General features: G+C 58.7%; 12 protein-coding genes, 1 tRNA gene and 1 other RNA gene. 6 read left to right on the forward strand and 8 right to left on the reverse strand.

The annotated features are described in order from the left end of the window. Positions 1 to 249 precede the first annotated feature (249 nt). Positions 250 to 663, reverse strand: coding sequence for an ATP synthase F1 subunit epsilon (gene atpC / locus ACVWXZ_RS03485; protein ID WP_414330392.1), 414 nt, complete (start codon positions 661 to 663; stop codon positions 250 to 252). 306 nt (positions 664 to 969) lie between these two features. On the opposite strand from atpC, the gene ACVWXZ_RS03490 reads away from it, so the two are divergent. Further along, positions 970 to 1,608, forward strand: coding sequence for a Crp/Fnr family transcriptional regulator (locus ACVWXZ_RS03490; protein ID WP_011433798.1), 639 nt, complete (start codon positions 970 to 972; stop codon positions 1,606 to 1,608). A gap of 80 nt (positions 1,609 to 1,688) precedes the next feature. Here the strand turns inward: ACVWXZ_RS03490 and ssrA are convergent. Further along, positions 1,689 to 2,090: a transfer-messenger RNA gene (gene ssrA / locus ACVWXZ_RS03495) on the reverse strand. 100 nt (positions 2,091 to 2,190) lie between these two features. On the opposite strand from ssrA, the gene ACVWXZ_RS03500 reads away from it, so the two are divergent. After that, positions 2,191 to 2,262, forward strand: a tRNA-Lys gene (locus ACVWXZ_RS03500). A gap of 2 nt (positions 2,263 to 2,264) precedes the next feature. Here ACVWXZ_RS03500 and gatC read toward each other — a convergent pair. From gatC to ACVWXZ_RS03515, 3 genes are all read right to left on the reverse strand, one after another. Beyond that, positions 2,265 to 2,558 (reverse strand): Asp-tRNA(Asn)/Glu-tRNA(Gln) amidotransferase subunit GatC, encoded by a 294-nt coding sequence (gene gatC / locus ACVWXZ_RS03505; protein WP_414350806.1) that lies wholly within the window; start codon positions 2,556 to 2,558, stop codon positions 2,265 to 2,267. A gap of 97 nt (positions 2,559 to 2,655) precedes the next feature. After that, on the reverse strand, positions 2,656 to 3,177 hold the full coding sequence (locus ACVWXZ_RS03510; RefSeq protein ID WP_414350803.1) for a photosystem I assembly protein Ycf3: 522 nt from the start codon (positions 3,175 to 3,177) through the stop codon (positions 2,656 to 2,658). A 193-nt stretch (positions 3,178 to 3,370) separates the two neighbouring features. Beyond that, positions 3,371 to 3,655 (reverse strand): chlororespiratory reduction protein 7, encoded by a 285-nt coding sequence (locus ACVWXZ_RS03515; protein WP_414342689.1) that lies wholly within the window; start codon positions 3,653 to 3,655, stop codon positions 3,371 to 3,373. Positions 3,656 to 3,778: 123 nt separating this feature from the next. Here ACVWXZ_RS03515 and trpS point away from each other — a divergent pair, with 123 nt between their 5' ends. Beyond that, positions 3,779 to 4,774, forward strand: coding sequence for a tryptophan--tRNA ligase (gene trpS, locus ACVWXZ_RS03520; protein WP_414423812.1), 996 nt, complete (start codon positions 3,779 to 3,781; stop codon positions 4,772 to 4,774). 22 nt (positions 4,775 to 4,796) lie between these two features. Here the strand turns inward: trpS and ACVWXZ_RS03525 are convergent, their stop codons facing one another. Next, positions 4,797 to 5,810, reverse strand: coding sequence for a DMT family transporter (locus ACVWXZ_RS03525; protein WP_457440637.1), 1,014 nt, complete (start codon positions 5,808 to 5,810; stop codon positions 4,797 to 4,799). Between the two features lie 86 nt (positions 5,811 to 5,896). Here ACVWXZ_RS03525 and truB point away from each other — a divergent pair, with 86 nt between their 5' ends. Both truB and apcB read left to right on the forward strand, forming a co-directional pair. Further along, on the forward strand, positions 5,897 to 6,814 hold the full coding sequence (truB, locus tag ACVWXZ_RS03530) for a tRNA pseudouridine(55) synthase TruB (RefSeq protein WP_457441993.1): 918 nt from the start codon (positions 5,897 to 5,899) through the stop codon (positions 6,812 to 6,814). A 239-nt stretch (positions 6,815 to 7,053) separates the two neighbouring features. Then, on the forward strand, positions 7,054 to 7,557 hold the full coding sequence (gene apcB, locus ACVWXZ_RS03535; protein WP_011433791.1) for an allophycocyanin subunit beta: 504 nt from the start codon (positions 7,054 to 7,056) through the stop codon (positions 7,555 to 7,557). A gap of 22 nt (positions 7,558 to 7,579) precedes the next feature. Here the strand turns inward: apcB and ACVWXZ_RS03540 are convergent, their stop codons facing one another. Further along, positions 7,580 to 8,344 carry a TIGR03943 family putative permease subunit gene (locus ACVWXZ_RS03540; RefSeq protein ID WP_457441992.1) on the reverse strand — a complete coding sequence of 255 codons (765 nt, stop codon included), beginning with the start codon at positions 8,342 to 8,344 and terminating at the stop codon, positions 7,580 to 7,582. Between the two features lie 460 nt (positions 8,345 to 8,804). Here ACVWXZ_RS03540 and ACVWXZ_RS03545 point away from each other — a divergent pair, with 460 nt between their 5' ends. After that, on the forward strand, positions 8,805 to 9,596 hold the full coding sequence (locus ACVWXZ_RS03545; RefSeq protein WP_457482160.1) for an ABC transporter permease: 792 nt from the start codon (positions 8,805 to 8,807) through the stop codon (positions 9,594 to 9,596). A gap of 354 nt (positions 9,597 to 9,950) precedes the next feature. On the opposite strand, the gene metH is transcribed toward ACVWXZ_RS03545, so the two are convergent. After that, on the reverse strand, positions 9,951 to 13,625 hold the full coding sequence (gene metH, locus ACVWXZ_RS03550) for a methionine synthase (protein WP_457403765.1): 3,675 nt from the start codon (positions 13,623 to 13,625) through the stop codon (positions 9,951 to 9,953). Positions 13,626 to 14,007 lie beyond the last annotated feature (382 nt).

Here is a 14,007-nt window from a genome sequence, read left to right on the forward strand (position 1 = left end):
CTGCTACGCCGGTCATAGCACCAGTAAGGACGAAGCATCGTGTCCTCGCCTTTTATCCCGACCCTCACCCTGGATAGTGGTGAGTGGATAGTGACCAGCCACTAGTCACTAACAGAAGGCGGGGCTTCCCGCCGGTCTAGCTAACAAAGCCAATCCCCAAAGATCGAAAATGGCCCCCTGGCTGCGCCTCAGCCCCTCCATCTCTCCTGCAGCTTGAGCTCCATCTGCAGATCCCGCGCCGGGACAGGGTCAGCTTCCAGTCTTGCTGCCCATCTCGGCAGCTTGGATCAAGGCCCTGGCTCGCTGTTGATCCAACTTGGCTTGCAAGCGCTCTTGCTTGTCGCTGCTGGTATTCAAAACTTTGCTTGCTTCGTCCAAGAGGGCCTGAGCCGCTGCCTTATCCACTTTTTCACCCCGCTCTGCTCGGTTGACCAGGACGGTTACCTCGTTGTTTTCGACTTCTGCAAATCCGCCCATGACCGCAATGGCCGACCACTTTCCATCGGCTTTGACCCGCATAACGCCATTGCCGATAGCAGTTAAGAGGGGGGCGTGCCCGGTGAGAATGCCCAATTGGCCCGAAGTGGCAGGGAGGATCACTTCCTCGCTGGGGGCATCCCAAACCGTGCGGTCGGGGGTAATCACACGAACCATCAGCGTCACGACAGATCTCCTGAAAGCTTGAGCACTTTCGCGTCGACGGTGCGGAGCACCCTGGTTTCGATCCTAGCGGATTAGGATCCCTGCAGCTTTGCCTGGTTCCCCTTTTGTCTTTATTCTCTCGGGGCAGCCACACTTAACCTGGACATAACCTTGCCTTTACTTCAGACTGGGAGGCAAGCGCTAAGGTGTTGTCGGGAACACTTATCTCATGCCCCAACCTCAGCATTGACGGCCAGCCCATTGCTGTTGGTTTGCAAGGGGGAGCCCAACGACTGGTGCGCCCAGTTTTCCTAGCGGAGCCAGCCTATGCCTGAAGCGATGCCTAGCCATTTTGCTGCCGGCCTGTCCACACGGGAGCGCCAACTGCTGGAAGACCTCTACCGCAGCCGCAGTTTATCCCCCTACACTCCTGGCCAGGTTATCCCTCTGTTTCCTGAGGAATGGGTGATCGTCTGTCGGGGCGTGGTACAGTTGACCACCCTCTATCCCAATGGCGGTGAGGCGTTGTTGGGGTTTGCCGGCCCCTCCATGCCCCTGGGATCCCCGCTGACGATGCTGGATCCCTACCAAGCTAAGGCTTTGACGGCAGTTGATGTGCTGCGGCTGCCGGCAGCAGAGGTGGAAGCCTCAGAGATCCTGAGTCAAGGGCTGCTCAAGCAGGTGGTGCGTCGGCTGCGCCAAACCGAAGCATTGCTCGCCTTGGCCGGACGGCGGCGGGTAGAGGATCGGCTGCGCCAGTTGCTCTCCCTTTTGGCTGTGGAGCTGGGATCCCCGGTTGCAACAGGGGTGCGCCTGCAAGTGCGCCTTACCCACCAGGACTTGGCCAATGCCATCGGCACTACCCGGGTCACCATTACCCGTCTCCTAAACCGCTTTCGCCAGCAGGGCTGGGTTGCGGTGGACAAAAACCGGCACCTTGTCATCAAACTCGCCCACGCTCCGTAAAACCTTTAGAAACTGAGCAGGATCTGCTCCTAGGGCATGGCTGAAAGCTGGCAGTTTTTGGCTCGTAGTTAACTGCTGGGAGATGGAGCTGACGGGAGTCGAACCCGTGTCCGAGATGGGTACTGAGGGATCACTCATTCACAGGTTTAGCCTCTTTGACCCTCGAGGCGGGGATCGCCGTTTGGATCCCAGCGATGGGAGTTCTCCGCCTAATCTTAGTCTCTCCCTCGACGGAGCCAGAGTAGAGAGCTGCACCCGTTGGGGTTGTGATCCGCCCACTTAACGGGGTCGTGAGCAGATCCTCGAGCTCAGAGTAAGTTTTCGGTTACTGAGCCTTAGGCAGCCAAAGCAGCCGCTTTACGAGCAAAGGGTACGACGTTGTTCGCACGTACTTTTTTGAGCCTGGTGGTAACGGGATAAGCTCAATCCCGACCTGCCTCATGAACCCATGTTCGCCACCCCGTCGAAACCGTTACAGCCCCAGGGTTGACTTGAGACCAGCATAGCAAGATTTTTGGGGATACGGCCAGAACCTTTGCGAATGTGACAGAAGCTTTGCTAATATGACGAAGCTGCAAACTTGGGTCGGTAGCTCAGCGGTAGAGCACTCGGCTTTTAACCGATTGGCCCAGGGTTCGAATCCCTGCCGACCCATGTCAGTCTTCCCCTTCCAAAATGCGGGGCACCTTGAAGAACATGTCAGCTCGATCAGGGGCGTTGGCCAGGATCCCTTCGATATCCGGGTAGGGCTCGACTTCATCGGGGCGGGTGGGCAGTTCCATGTCCAGGACGTGAAAGGTGGGCTCTACCCCCTCCGTGTCCAGCTCCTTCAGTTGCTCCACGTAGGCCAAGATGTCTGCTAGCTGCTCTGTGAACTGGATCTCTTCCTCCTCGGTCAGCTCCAGACGAGCCAAGTGAGCAACATGTTGGACTTCTTCCCGTTTCAGCATCCTCTCCTCCGGCTCCCAGATTATCGACTTGACTTAGCCCAGGGTAGCCGAGATCAACCGTTCGCGTTAACGGAACGGAGTCCTTCTGCAGGAAAGCTCAGTACACCTCCAGGTTGGCGCGCCCGGTGGTTTTCAGCCAGTTTTGGGCCTCGATGTAGTTGTTGGGGGCAATGCGAATGGCCCGAATCCAGTACTGGGCAGCCTCGTTGAACAGGGCCTCTGCTGTTTCCTCATCCCCGGCTTGCAGGCTCAGCTCGCCCTTGTGGTGCAGCAATACGGCAATGTTGTTCAGGGCAGAGCAAAGTCTTGGGTTTAACTCCAGAGCTTGGTGGTAGTGGTCGAGGGCTTTGTCAAGCTCGCCGTTGCTCTGGTAGATCAGGCCCATGTTGTAGAGAATGTAGCTGCGGTCTTCTTCCCCTTGCTCGAGGGCGAGGGCTTCTCTGTAGTTTTCTAGGGCCTCGGCGTATTCTCCTTCGCTCTGAGCGGCCATGCCATCCCGGTAGTAGGCAAAGGCTTTCTTTTCCTCGGAACTCACCCCTGGCAGCAGTTTCAGAATTAGATCGGCCATGACGGTGAAGGTCTTGTCAATGAAGTTGTCGTTCTTCATGCTGCGCGGCATGGCTGACCCCTTTTAAGTTTAGGACTAAGGATCTCTACTCTTGCGTTGTATCACGCCCAAGGCGGGATCCGAAACACAACCCCGTACTGCCCGCCCCACCTCTGGTGAGGTTTTTGCTATGCCTGCGGGAGGGGAACTGCAACGCTGCTGCAACGAGGCTGCGAACGGCTTGGCCAAGGAACTTCCGAGCCTGTTAAGACCGTGTCGAGGAGCGCTTGCTCAGGCGCACAGGATGCCACTGCACGGTTTCGCCGGGGCAAACCTCGAGCTCACAGGCGGTGTCGATCAGCCGCTGTGCCTGCGCTTGAGGGGTGGGATAGCGGGCCAGATCTGCATCCACCAGGTGGGGATGTTCCTGCAACAGCCGCATGAGAAACTCCTGCAATTCCTCAGGGCTGAGAAATTGCTCCGGCAAGCCCGGTATCAGCAGCACATAGTGGTTGGCAGCACGTAACAGTTCGGGTTCTGAGTCTGACATGGTGTGCGGTTGGGCGTCTTTTTTCCATCATGAACCAACAGGTTGCGCCTCTCTTGATATCCTGAAAAAGACTTTCCTTGCTCTTGTCCTCCGTCTTGTTGGCGTTTGAGATTTGCTTTCCCTATGGCCAAGCCGCGCACCCTTTCTGGCATTCAGCCCTCTGGCGAACTGCATTTGGGCAACTACTTGGGGGCAATTAAAAACTGGGTGGCCGAGCAGGAGCACTACGAGAACTTTTTTTGCATCGTCGATCAACACGCCATCACCGTCCCTCAGGATCCCAAGCTGCTGAGGGAGCGTACCCGTTCGCTGTTTGCCCTTTATTTGGCCTGCGGTCTCAGCCTGGAGCATTGCGTGCTGTTCGTGCAGTCCCACGTGCCTGCCCATACGGAGCTGGCCTGGCTGTTCAACACCATCACCCCCATGAACTGGGCGGAGCGCATGATCCAATACAAGGAGAAGAAAGAAAAACAGGGAGAGGAGACCAGCGTTGGCTTGTTCAGCTACCCGATTTTGCAGGCGGCGGATATTTTGCTCTACCAACCCAAGTATGTGCCAGTGGGGGAGGATCAGCGGCAGCATATTGAGCTGTGTCGGGACATCGCTCGCCGCTTCAATGACCGTTTTGGAGAGGTGTTTCTGATCCCGGAGGCCCTGATTCGTCCGGAGGGGGCGCGGGTAATGAGCTTGACCGATGGTACGCGGAAGATGTCCAAGTCGGATCCCTCGGATTTCAGCCGTATCCATCTGCTGGATGACCCGGATACCATCCGCAAGAAGATCCAAAAATGCAAGACCGACCCCATTCGGGGCATTACTTTTGACGATCCGGCTCGTCCCGAAGCCCACAATTTGTTGACGATTTACATGCTCACCTCCGGCAAAAGCAAGGAGGCGGTGGCGGCTGAGTGTGCCGAGATGGGGTGGGGACAGTTCAAGCCCCTCCTTGCCGACAGCATCATCGCTGCCCTGGAGCCCATTCAGCAGCGCTACCGGGAACTGTGGAGCAACCCCGACCACCTGCTCGTTCTGATTCGGGAGAATGCCGCTAAGGCCCGGGCCATCGCCGAGCAAACGCTAAAAACGGTGAGAGAGGCTATGGGGTTCTTACCCCCCTGAGGGATCCCTGCCCAAGCTTTGATCAGTCGGGGTTGCCATCGCGGATCTCGACGGTGCTGAAGGCGCTCACCAGCCAATCCAAACCCAGCTCCGAGAGGATCCCTTTCCAGCCCAGACGCAGGCGCTCCTGCCATTCTTGCCGGTGGTTAATCAAGTACACACAGACCAGAGTGATGCCCACTCCCAGCCATTGCAGCCGCGTCAGCGATTCCCCCAGAAAGGTGCTGCCAAACAGCAGGGCAAAGATGGGGGTGAGGAAGGTCAGGGAGCTGAACTCGGTGAGGTTTTCCTGAGAGGCGAAATAGAAGAAGAGGGCATAGGCCAAGGCGCTCCCCATCACCGAAGCGTAGAGGAGGCCCAGCCAGTGGATCCCGCTCAGGTGTTGCCATTGCTGGGTTTCTGTTAGTGCTGACAGCAGGATCAACGGCAGGCTGCCCAACACCATGTGCCAGCCCGTCGCCAGCACCGGATCTGCCACCTCCGCCACCTTGGGCATCATCACGGTGCCAACTGCCATCGACAGGGAGGCCATCAACATCCAAACGACGCCGGCCCCCAACTGCAGGGATCCCCCACCGGATAGGCCGATGAGGCCAATGCCGAAAACCCCCAGCCCCAGGCTCAGCCAGCCCAGGGATCCCATCCGCTCGCGGTAAAACCAGGTGGCCATCAAAGCCACCGCCAGCGGCTGCGAGTCAATGAGCACGGATCCCAGGCCCGCCCCTGTCTCTTTCAGCCCTTGGGCCAAAAATCCCTGAAAACATGTGCCATCCACCAGCGCAAACGCCAACACCCATAGCCAGCCGCGCAGCCCTCTGGGATGCCAGGCGTGAGACGCAGAACCCCGCCCCTGCCAGAGCCGAAAGGCAAGAACCAGGATCCCTGCCGGCAGCAACCGCAGAATGGCAATGAAGAGGGGGGTGGTCTCGGAGAGGGCATCTCGCATCACCACCATCGCCGAGCCCCACAGGAAAAAGGGGGCAATCATCAGGAGGCGTTGCCAGATAGGCTGAAAGAACAGGTCAGACTGAGCCATAGGTGCTTCAAACTTGGAGACGGAAGTTAACCCCATGTTAAGCGCTGGGGCAGCTCAGTTACAAATCTTAAAAATCTTAACTGTTGATGCATATTATGCCTGGCATGGGATCCCTGGAGGGCTTTCTCAACCTGGACAAGCCGGCGGGGCTCACCTCCCACGACTGTGTGGCAGTGGTGCGGCGGGTCTTGCGCACCCGCAAGGTGGGGCATGGGGGCACCTTGGATCCGGCGGCAACGGGGGTTTTGCCGATTGCGGTGGGACGGGCAACACGCTTTTTGTCGTTTTTGTCGGGGGATAAGGTGTATCAAGCAACCTTCCGATTGGGACAGCGCAGCGACACCGACGATGCCGAAGGGCAGATCCGGGTGGGATCCCCTTGTCCTGGGTTGAGTCGCGAGCAGGTAGAGCAGTGTTTGCGGGAGTTTACCGGCGAGATCTGGCAGGTGCCGCCCCTCTACAGCGCCCTTAAGCGCCAGGGGAAAAAGCTCTACCAGTTGGCCCGGGCCGGCGTAGAGGCTGCGGAACTCCAGTTGGAGCCGCGGCGGGTGGTTATTCAGCAACTGCGGGTCCTGGGCTGGCGAGCCGGAGACTTTCCGGAAGTGGATCTAGAAATTGCCTGTGGCCCCGGCACTTATATCCGTGCCCTTGCCCGCGATGTGGGGGAAAAATTGGGCTGTGGAGGGCTGATGAGCCGGCTACGACGGCTGCAAAGTGGACCCTTTCGCATCACAGAAAGCCTGCCGCTGGAGAGATGGCGGGGATCCGGGGATCCCGCTGCTGCCCTGCTGCCCATCGAGTGGGGATTTGCCGATTGGGGTGCGGTACAGCTCTCTTCCGCCGAAGCGAAGCAGTGGCTGCAGGGTCGGGCCATTCTCCTCGACCGGCCTGTTGTCGATGCCCCTACTTTGCGGGTGCTGGACGAGGCGGGCAAGTTTTTGGGCTTGGGGTATGGTCAGGCAGGCCAGCTCAAGCCGCTGCGGGTGTTGCCGCCGGATCCCTAGAGTGTTGCAGAAAGGTTACATTTTTGTAACAACATTGGCCATTGTCTCAGAGGGAAGTGGGAAAGAAACCCCTGCATGCTAAACTTCTGAGGGCGAAGGGGAGCCTGAAGCGTCGCCGTTGCCGGGCTCTGGCTCGATTTTCCAAGGTTGACCTTTGGATGTTGTCCGGCAAAATCTCTTCTCATTTTTTCATCTCAAGCTACTTTACAAAATAAAGTCACAAGAATGGAGCTGGGGATATGCGGGATGCCGTAACCACACTGATCAAAACCTACGACCTGACGGGCCGCTACTTGGATCGGGAGGCAATGGATGCGCTCAAGGCTTTTTATGACTCGGGGCTGCGGCGCATCAAGGCCGTGAACGTGATCAATCTCAACTCAGTGGATATCGTCAAAACGGCTGCTGCGGCCATGTTCGCCCAGGTGCCGGATCTCATTCGTCCGGGAGGCAACGCCTACACCACCCGCCGCTATGCCACCTGTTTGCGGGATATGGACTACTTCTTGCGCTACGCTTCCTACGCGCTGGTGGCTGCCGACAACAGCATTTTGGATGAGCGGGTGTTGGCGGGCTTGCGGGAGACCTACAACTCCCTCGGTGTGCCCATCGCCCCGACGGTGATTGGGATCCAAAACATGAAAACCCGCACCCTGGAGCTGCTTGGCTCCGGCGAAGACTATAGCTTTGTGGCCGAGCCCTTCGATTACCTGAGCGCTAAGCTGAGCGAAACCGATATCTAAACCGACATCTAAGCGCCTGCTCTTATTCGTCGGCATAGGGGTTTGGCGGCACCGGTATCGGCTCCACCTGCTCGGCAGCGATTACCAACTGAGATTGGCCATCCCGCTGCTCCACGGCCATGCGCCCCTCCAGACGCAGCCAACTGTCGGCAGTTAACTGCTCTGCCTCTGGCCAGCGCACCGGCAAGCCCACAGGGTAAGCATCGGCAGCACAGCAGCTAACCAAAAACCGGGCAATAACAAAATGGTCGGGTTGCTTGTCGGGAATGACGAACCCCTGCACCCGCACCGGCTGGTTCTCATAGGTGTAGGGATCCGGGTAGACATCCAAGGTGCGCACCCAGTCCAGCAGAGTTCGCTGACGCGGGTCGAGCTTGGGGCGAAAAGCCTGCGGCTGGCTACGAGATACCCCCAGATAGGGAGATACCCCTCGGTTGAGGGCAGTTTGGCTGGAGAGTGGTCGTGGCTCGACCCAAAACCCCAGCAGGGCCGTCAGGATCAACAGTCCTGCGCCCAGCCGCGGCCCCAATAGTGAGGCATGGACTTCAGAAGAGGCAACTTTGGCTCCTCGCCAACGGCCAATCCCCAAGCCCAACAGACACAGCCCGGCCAACAGCGCCACATTCACGTAGCCGGGATTGATCAACATCAGCAGGGTGCCCCGCCAGCGATAGACGATCAGCAGGATCCCTAGCAACATCAACCCAACCGCCTCCCAGTAGGCTGTATTGCCCCACCGCAACGGTTTGGACTCCGTCCCGCTGACGCGACCGACAGGCCGAGACATACCCTTGGTTTTCGCGTGCGGTTCTTCTGGATTTTGTTTTTCTCGAAGACGACCAGAACTGCTTTTGGGCATGGGTTGCAGCTTTTTCACACCACTCCGAGCCTAAGTTTAGCAATCCTCGCGGAAGTGCCCACTGCCGGCGTTGGGGAATGCCTGTGCTGCCAATTTCCCAGTCACAGGTATCGGGTTGCCCGAATAAGGCAAGGACTCCGTCCCCCTAACGCGAACAGCAAAACATTTCGTTTGGCTCACGTTCTTTGATTGCCGTCTTTACAGCTTCAGGGATCCCATCATCAATTCAACAAATCCAGCCACAGATAACCTCACATTGGCACGGACTTTGGCGTGATAGACAGGGTTGCAGGCTGATGTATAAAGCCTAGGGAGTTGCTGCAATTTTGGCAGCCTGCTCTACAGTGGGATAGAGACAACTGAGATACCACACACGAATGTTGGCCGAATGTTGGCAAGGATACCCACCTGGCTGCGGGGCGTGAGCTATGCCATCTATGGTTTTCTCTACCTGCCAATTCTGCTTATTGCGGTCTATTCCTTTAACCGCGCCCGCTTTGGGCTGGTATGGACGGGCTTTACCTTCGATTGGTACTTGGCTCTCTTTCGGAATGCCTCGATCTGGCAGGCCACGCAAAATACCCTCGTCCTGGCGTTGGTCAGCACGCTGGTCAGCACGCTGCTGGGATCCCTGCTGGGCTATGGGCTGTATCGCTATCGCTTCCCCGGTAAAAAGATCCTGCAGGGGCTGATGCTGTTGCCGGTGATCGTCCCCGATATTGTGATGGCCATCGCGCTGCTGCTGTTCTACCAGTTTGTGCGCTTTTACACGGGCCTCTTTGAGCTGGGCTTGGGGACGATGATCTTGGCCCACATTACGTTTCAGATTGCTTTTGTGGCTATTGTGGTGCGCAGCCGTCTCCAACTTTTGGATCCTGCGTTGGAGGAAGCCGCCTATGACCTCTATGCAAACACCTGGCAAAAGCTACGCTATGTCACCTTGCCCTTGGCCATGCCAGGGATCCAAGCTGCCGCTTTGCTGGCTTTTACCCTTTCGATAGATGATTTCGTCATCTCCTTTTTTACCAGTGGGCCGGAGAGCCTGACCTTGCCAATTTTGATCTACAGCACGGCGCGACGAGGAGTTACCCCGGAAATCAATGCCCTCTCCACCTTGATCATTCTGGCTACCTTGATCTTGGTCGTGGGCTTCCCCCTGCGGAGTGCTCCGCACCGCTGACGCGAACAGCCGCTCCCGCCTGGGATCCCGCTAGCCGTTCTCGACAGTTCCCCCTCTTCCCCTGAGAGAGGTTGGAGATGAGGGCGTGACATACTCCCATCGCTGACCCTACGGGTACAGCGTGGGCTTCTCGCTTCAAAGTGCTACGCACCGCTGACGCGAACGGGGAGCCTACGCAAGAACCCTCCACGAGCAGACACGGAATGCCCTACCGCGTAGTTGCACCAGATTCCGGCAAAAGCCGTTTTGTGCAAGTACTCCCATCATACACCATGTGGGGGTATCTGTATCCCGACACTGACTCTACGAGTACAGTGCGGGGCTTAGCTACCCCCACACCCCGACAAGCTAAGCCTAAGTGTTGAAGTAGCGGGCTGCCGGATGGTAAGCAACGATGGCGGTGGTGGACTGTTCCGGATCCAATTGATCGCTTTCGTCCATGGTGAGGCCAATGCGCTCGGCCTGGAGCACCTGCAGCAGAACCCGTTGGTCGGCGATGTTGGGGCAGGCGGGATAGCCGAAGCTGTAGCGGGATCCCCGATAGCCCTGGTGCAGGATCTTGCGGATGTCGGGGCTATCTTCGTGGCCGAACCCCAGCTCCCGCCGGATGCGGGCATGGCACCATTCCGCCAGGGCTTCCGCCAGGGTCACAGCCAGGCCGTGGAAATACAGGTAGTCGGTGTACTGGCCTTTGGCAAACAGGCGCTGGGCATAGGCGGTGGCCTCTGGGCCCACCGTAACCGCCTGCATGGGGAAGACATCTACTAGGCCAGTGGAGCGATCGGCAAAGAAGTCAGCGATACAGTAGCGGTGGCCGCTCTTTTGGCGGGGGAAGGTGAAGCGGGCCAGCTCCCGCACCTGGGGAGAAAGCTGGGGCCGCTCGACCGTCGGCAGTTGGAAATAGGTGGTGGAGCCTGGCTTCAGGGCAAACAGCTCCGGGAAGCTGGCCGGGTCGAACAGGATTAGAGTATTTCCTTCCGCCTGGGCCGGGAAATAGCCGTAGACAATCTGGGGGTGCAGCAGATCTTCTGCCAGGATCCGCTCTTTCCAGCGCTCGATCACCGGATCCACCTGGGTGGCGATAAACTCGGCAAACTCCTCTGCCGACTGGTCGCGGGGCTTGCGAATCTGCCACTGGCCGGCTACCAGGGCCTGCTTGTCGATGTAGAAGAAGACTTCCGGCCAGGGGATCTGATCTGAGGTGAGAAGTTTGGATCCCCAGAAAGGCGGGATGGGTCGCTCAGTCTCCAGGGCAACGGCTTCAGAGCGGCGGGTGTCTTGGGACTCGGAGAGGGTGAGGGCGGGAGCAGCTCCCACGGTGGTCTCCGCAGGGGGCAGGCTGGGATCCGTTTCCTCTGGAACCCAAGAAGCCTCTTTCTGGCCATTGGCAGAGGGGGATCCCTGCTCCAAGTCATCCAGAAAACCCAGCCGGTCGTCCCAGCGTCCGGCAGCTTTGGCCTGCATCAGCCGATCCATAAAGTGGAGATCGACGAAGGCGTCGCGGCCATAGATCACCTGGCCTTTGTAGGTCTGGCGGCAGTCTTCTTCCACAAAGCGGCGGGTAAGGGCCGCCCCTCCTAGGATGACCGGCACGGTGATGCCCCGCTCGTTAAACACCTCCAAGTTCTCCTTCATAAAGGCGGTGGATTTTACCAACAGGCCGCTCATGGCAATGCAGTCGGCCTTGCTCTTTTCATAGGCTTCGATGATGTTCTCCACCGGCTGCTTGATGCCCAGGTTGATGACTTTGTAGCCGTTGTTGGTGAGGATGATGTCCACCAAGTTTTTGCCAATATCGTGGACATCCCCCTTGACGGTGGCAATCAAAAGAGTGCCTTTGCACACTTCCCCTCCCACCTTTTCCATGAAGGGCTCCAGGTATTTCACCGCCGCTTTCATGGTTTCTGCCGACTGCAGCACAAAGGGCAGTTGCATTTTGCCAGCGCCGAAGAGCTCCCCCACCTCCTTCATGCCGTCCAGCAAAAAGGTGTTGATGATCTCCAGGGGAGGATAGTTCTGCAGTGCCTCCGCCAGGGTCTCCTCCAGGCCAATCCGCTCGCCGTCGATGATGTGCCGCCGCAGGCGCTCCTCCAGGGGTAAATCTGCAAAAGATCCGCCAGAGCGCAGTTCCTTCCCGGAAACGCCCGCAAACAGCTCCGTCAGCCGCGCCAGGGGATCGTAGGTGCAAATGCCCGAGGACTCCGTCCCGCTAACGCGAACGGCGTTAAACTGCCGCCGATCCCAGATCAAATCCCGACACACCTGCTGCTGCTCTGCGGGGATCTTGTTCAGGGGCAGGATCTTGGCGGCGCTGACGATGGCGGCATCCAGGCCGGCCTCGCGGCACTCGTGCAAAAACACCGAGTTCAACACCACGCGGGCTGCCGGCGAGAGCCCAAAGGAGATGTTGGAAATGCCCAAGAGAATGTGGGTCTCCGGGAAAGCCTGGCGGATACGGCGGATGGCCTCCAAGGTGGCTGCCCCGTTGGCCCGGTCTTCCTCGATGCCGGTGGAAATGGGCAAGGCCAAAGGGTCAAAGAAAATCTCGTAGGGCGGGATCCCGTACTCAACCGCCTGACGATAGGCGCGCTCGGCAATCTGGAACTTCTTGTCGGCAGTGCGGGCCATGCCCTCTTCGTCGATGGTGCCGATGACCACCCCGGCGCCGTAGGTTTTAGCTAGCTCCAGCACCTTGAAGAAGCGCTCTTCCCCGTCTTCGTAGTTGGTGGAGTTGAGCAGGCACTTGCCCCCCGCCACCTTGAGGCCCGCTTCCATCTTTTGCCAATCGGTAGAATCCAGCATCAGGGGAATTGGGATTTGGGTAACCAGCCGCGAGACCAGCTCCCGCATATCCCGCACGCCATCCCGGCCCACGTAGTCCACATTCACGTCCAGGATGTGGGCTCCCTCCCGCACCTGCTCCCGCGCTAGGGCCACCAGGCCGTCCCAGTCTTCGGCGTTGAGCAGCTCCCGCATCTTTTTGGAGCCGCTGGCATTCAGCCGCTCGCCGATGATTAAAAACGAGTTCTCCTGCAGGTAGGGCTGGGGCGTGTAGATCGAGGCAGCAGCGGGAATGCGCTCGACGGAGCGGCGTTTAGGCCGCAGCCCCTGCACAGCTTCCACCAAGGCGGCAATGTGCTCGGGACGGGTGCCGCAACACCCTCCCACCACCGCTACCCCCAGATCCCGCACAAAATGCTCCAGGTGGAAGCGCAACTGCTCCGGGGTGAGCTTGTAGTGGGCTTTGCCGCCGATGTTTTCCGGCAGGCCAGCGTTGGGGATGCAGGAGATGGGGAAAGGAGAATGGCGGGACAGATAGCGGATGTGTTCGACCATCTTGTCTGGGCCAGTGGCACAGTTGAGGCCCAGCACATCGATGGGATAGGGCTCCAGGATGGCCAAAGCCGCCCCGATCTCCGTGCCCACCAGCATCGTCCCCTGTACCTCAAAGGTGAGGGACACCACCACCGGCAGGCGGATCCCTCGCTGGGCAAACTCCTGCTGCACGGCCACCAGGGCCGCCTTGGTCTGCAAAATGTCCTGGCAGGTCTCGATGATCAGCAGATCCGCCCCACCGTCAACTAGCCCCTGCACCTGCTCCTCGTAGGCAGCCCGCATCTCATCAAAGCTGATGTGCCCCAGGGTGGGCAGCTTGGTGGTGGGGCCAATGGAGCCGGCCACAAAACGGGGCTTTTCCGGCGTCGAAAACTCGGCTGCTACCCGCTTGGCCAGTCGCGCCGCCGCCACGTTCAGCTCGTAGGCTTTTTCCGGGATCCCGTACTCGGCCAAAACGATGGAGGTGGCCCCAAAGGTATTGGTCTCAACAACGTCGGCCCCCACTTCCAGAAAGCCGCGGTGTACCCGCTCCACCGCCTCCGGCTTGGTCAGCACCAGCATCTCGTTGCAACCCTCCAGCTCCGGCCCACCAAAATCCGCTGCCGTCAGGTTCTGGGCCTGGAGGGAGGATCCCATCGCCCCATCAAAGACAATCACACGTTCCTGGAGACAGTGCAGGAAGGGATGGGTCATAGAAGTCAAAGACAGGCAGGGTGTCATCGACCTAGAGTCTGATTTAAGTTAGCATCGAGCCATTTGCTCGGACTAGGCCGAAGGATGGATCCCTGGCCAGGGCTTCCATTCTGGCCATTGTTGAGGCGAATTTAACATTTTCTTTGCCTGCCCCGTTGCTGTTTCCCCCAGGTCGGGCTAATTTAGGGAAGACGTTTTGGTGTGAACGGCTACAGTTGCTCGCAAGTGTTCCTCCCAGGGTCACTTGCCGCCTGCTGTAGAGCGATCTTCTCCTCGCGGGTTGGAGTGGTTGAGGTGCTGAATGTTCCGCCCCCCCAGTGAAGTGCCTCGCACCCCGTCGCAGGATTGGCGAAGAGAAAGATCCACCTCTCGCCATCTTGAG

It is taken from the genome of Thermostichus sp. MS-CIW-38, assembly GCF_054058415.1.

Bases quoted from the DNA above. Each gene is read 5' to 3' on its own strand.
- ACVWXZ_RS03490 (WP_011433798.1), top strand. From the start codon at position 970: ATGCCTGAAGCGATGCCTAGCCATTTTGCTGCCGGCCTGTCCACACGG.
- gatC (WP_414350806.1), bottom strand. From the start codon at position 2,558: ATGCTGAAACGGGAAGAAGTCCAACATGTTGCTCACTTGGCTCGTCTG.
- ACVWXZ_RS03510 (WP_414350803.1), bottom strand. From the start codon at position 3,177: ATGCCGCGCAGCATGAAGAACGACAACTTCATTGACAAGACCTTCACC.
- ACVWXZ_RS03515 (WP_414342689.1), bottom strand. From the start codon at position 3,655: ATGTCAGACTCAGAACCCGAACTGTTACGTGCTGCCAACCACTATGTG.
- trpS (WP_414423812.1), top strand. From the start codon at position 3,779: ATGGCCAAGCCGCGCACCCTTTCTGGCATTCAGCCCTCTGGCGAACTG.
- ACVWXZ_RS03525 (WP_457440637.1), bottom strand. From the start codon at position 5,810: ATGGCTCAGTCTGACCTGTTCTTTCAGCCTATCTGGCAACGCCTCCTG.
- truB (WP_457441993.1), top strand. From the start codon at position 5,897: ATGCATATTATGCCTGGCATGGGATCCCTGGAGGGCTTTCTCAACCTG.
- apcB (WP_011433791.1), top strand. From the start codon at position 7,054: ATGCGGGATGCCGTAACCACACTGATCAAAACCTACGACCTGACGGGC.
- ACVWXZ_RS03540 (WP_457441992.1), bottom strand. From the start codon at position 8,344: ATGTCTCGGCCTGTCGGTCGCGTCAGCGGGACGGAGTCCAAACCGTTG.
- ACVWXZ_RS03545 (WP_457482160.1), top strand. From the start codon at position 8,805: ATGTTGGCAAGGATACCCACCTGGCTGCGGGGCGTGAGCTATGCCATC.
- metH (WP_457403765.1), bottom strand. From the start codon at position 13,625: ATGACCCATCCCTTCCTGCACTGTCTCCAGGAACGTGTGATTGTCTTT.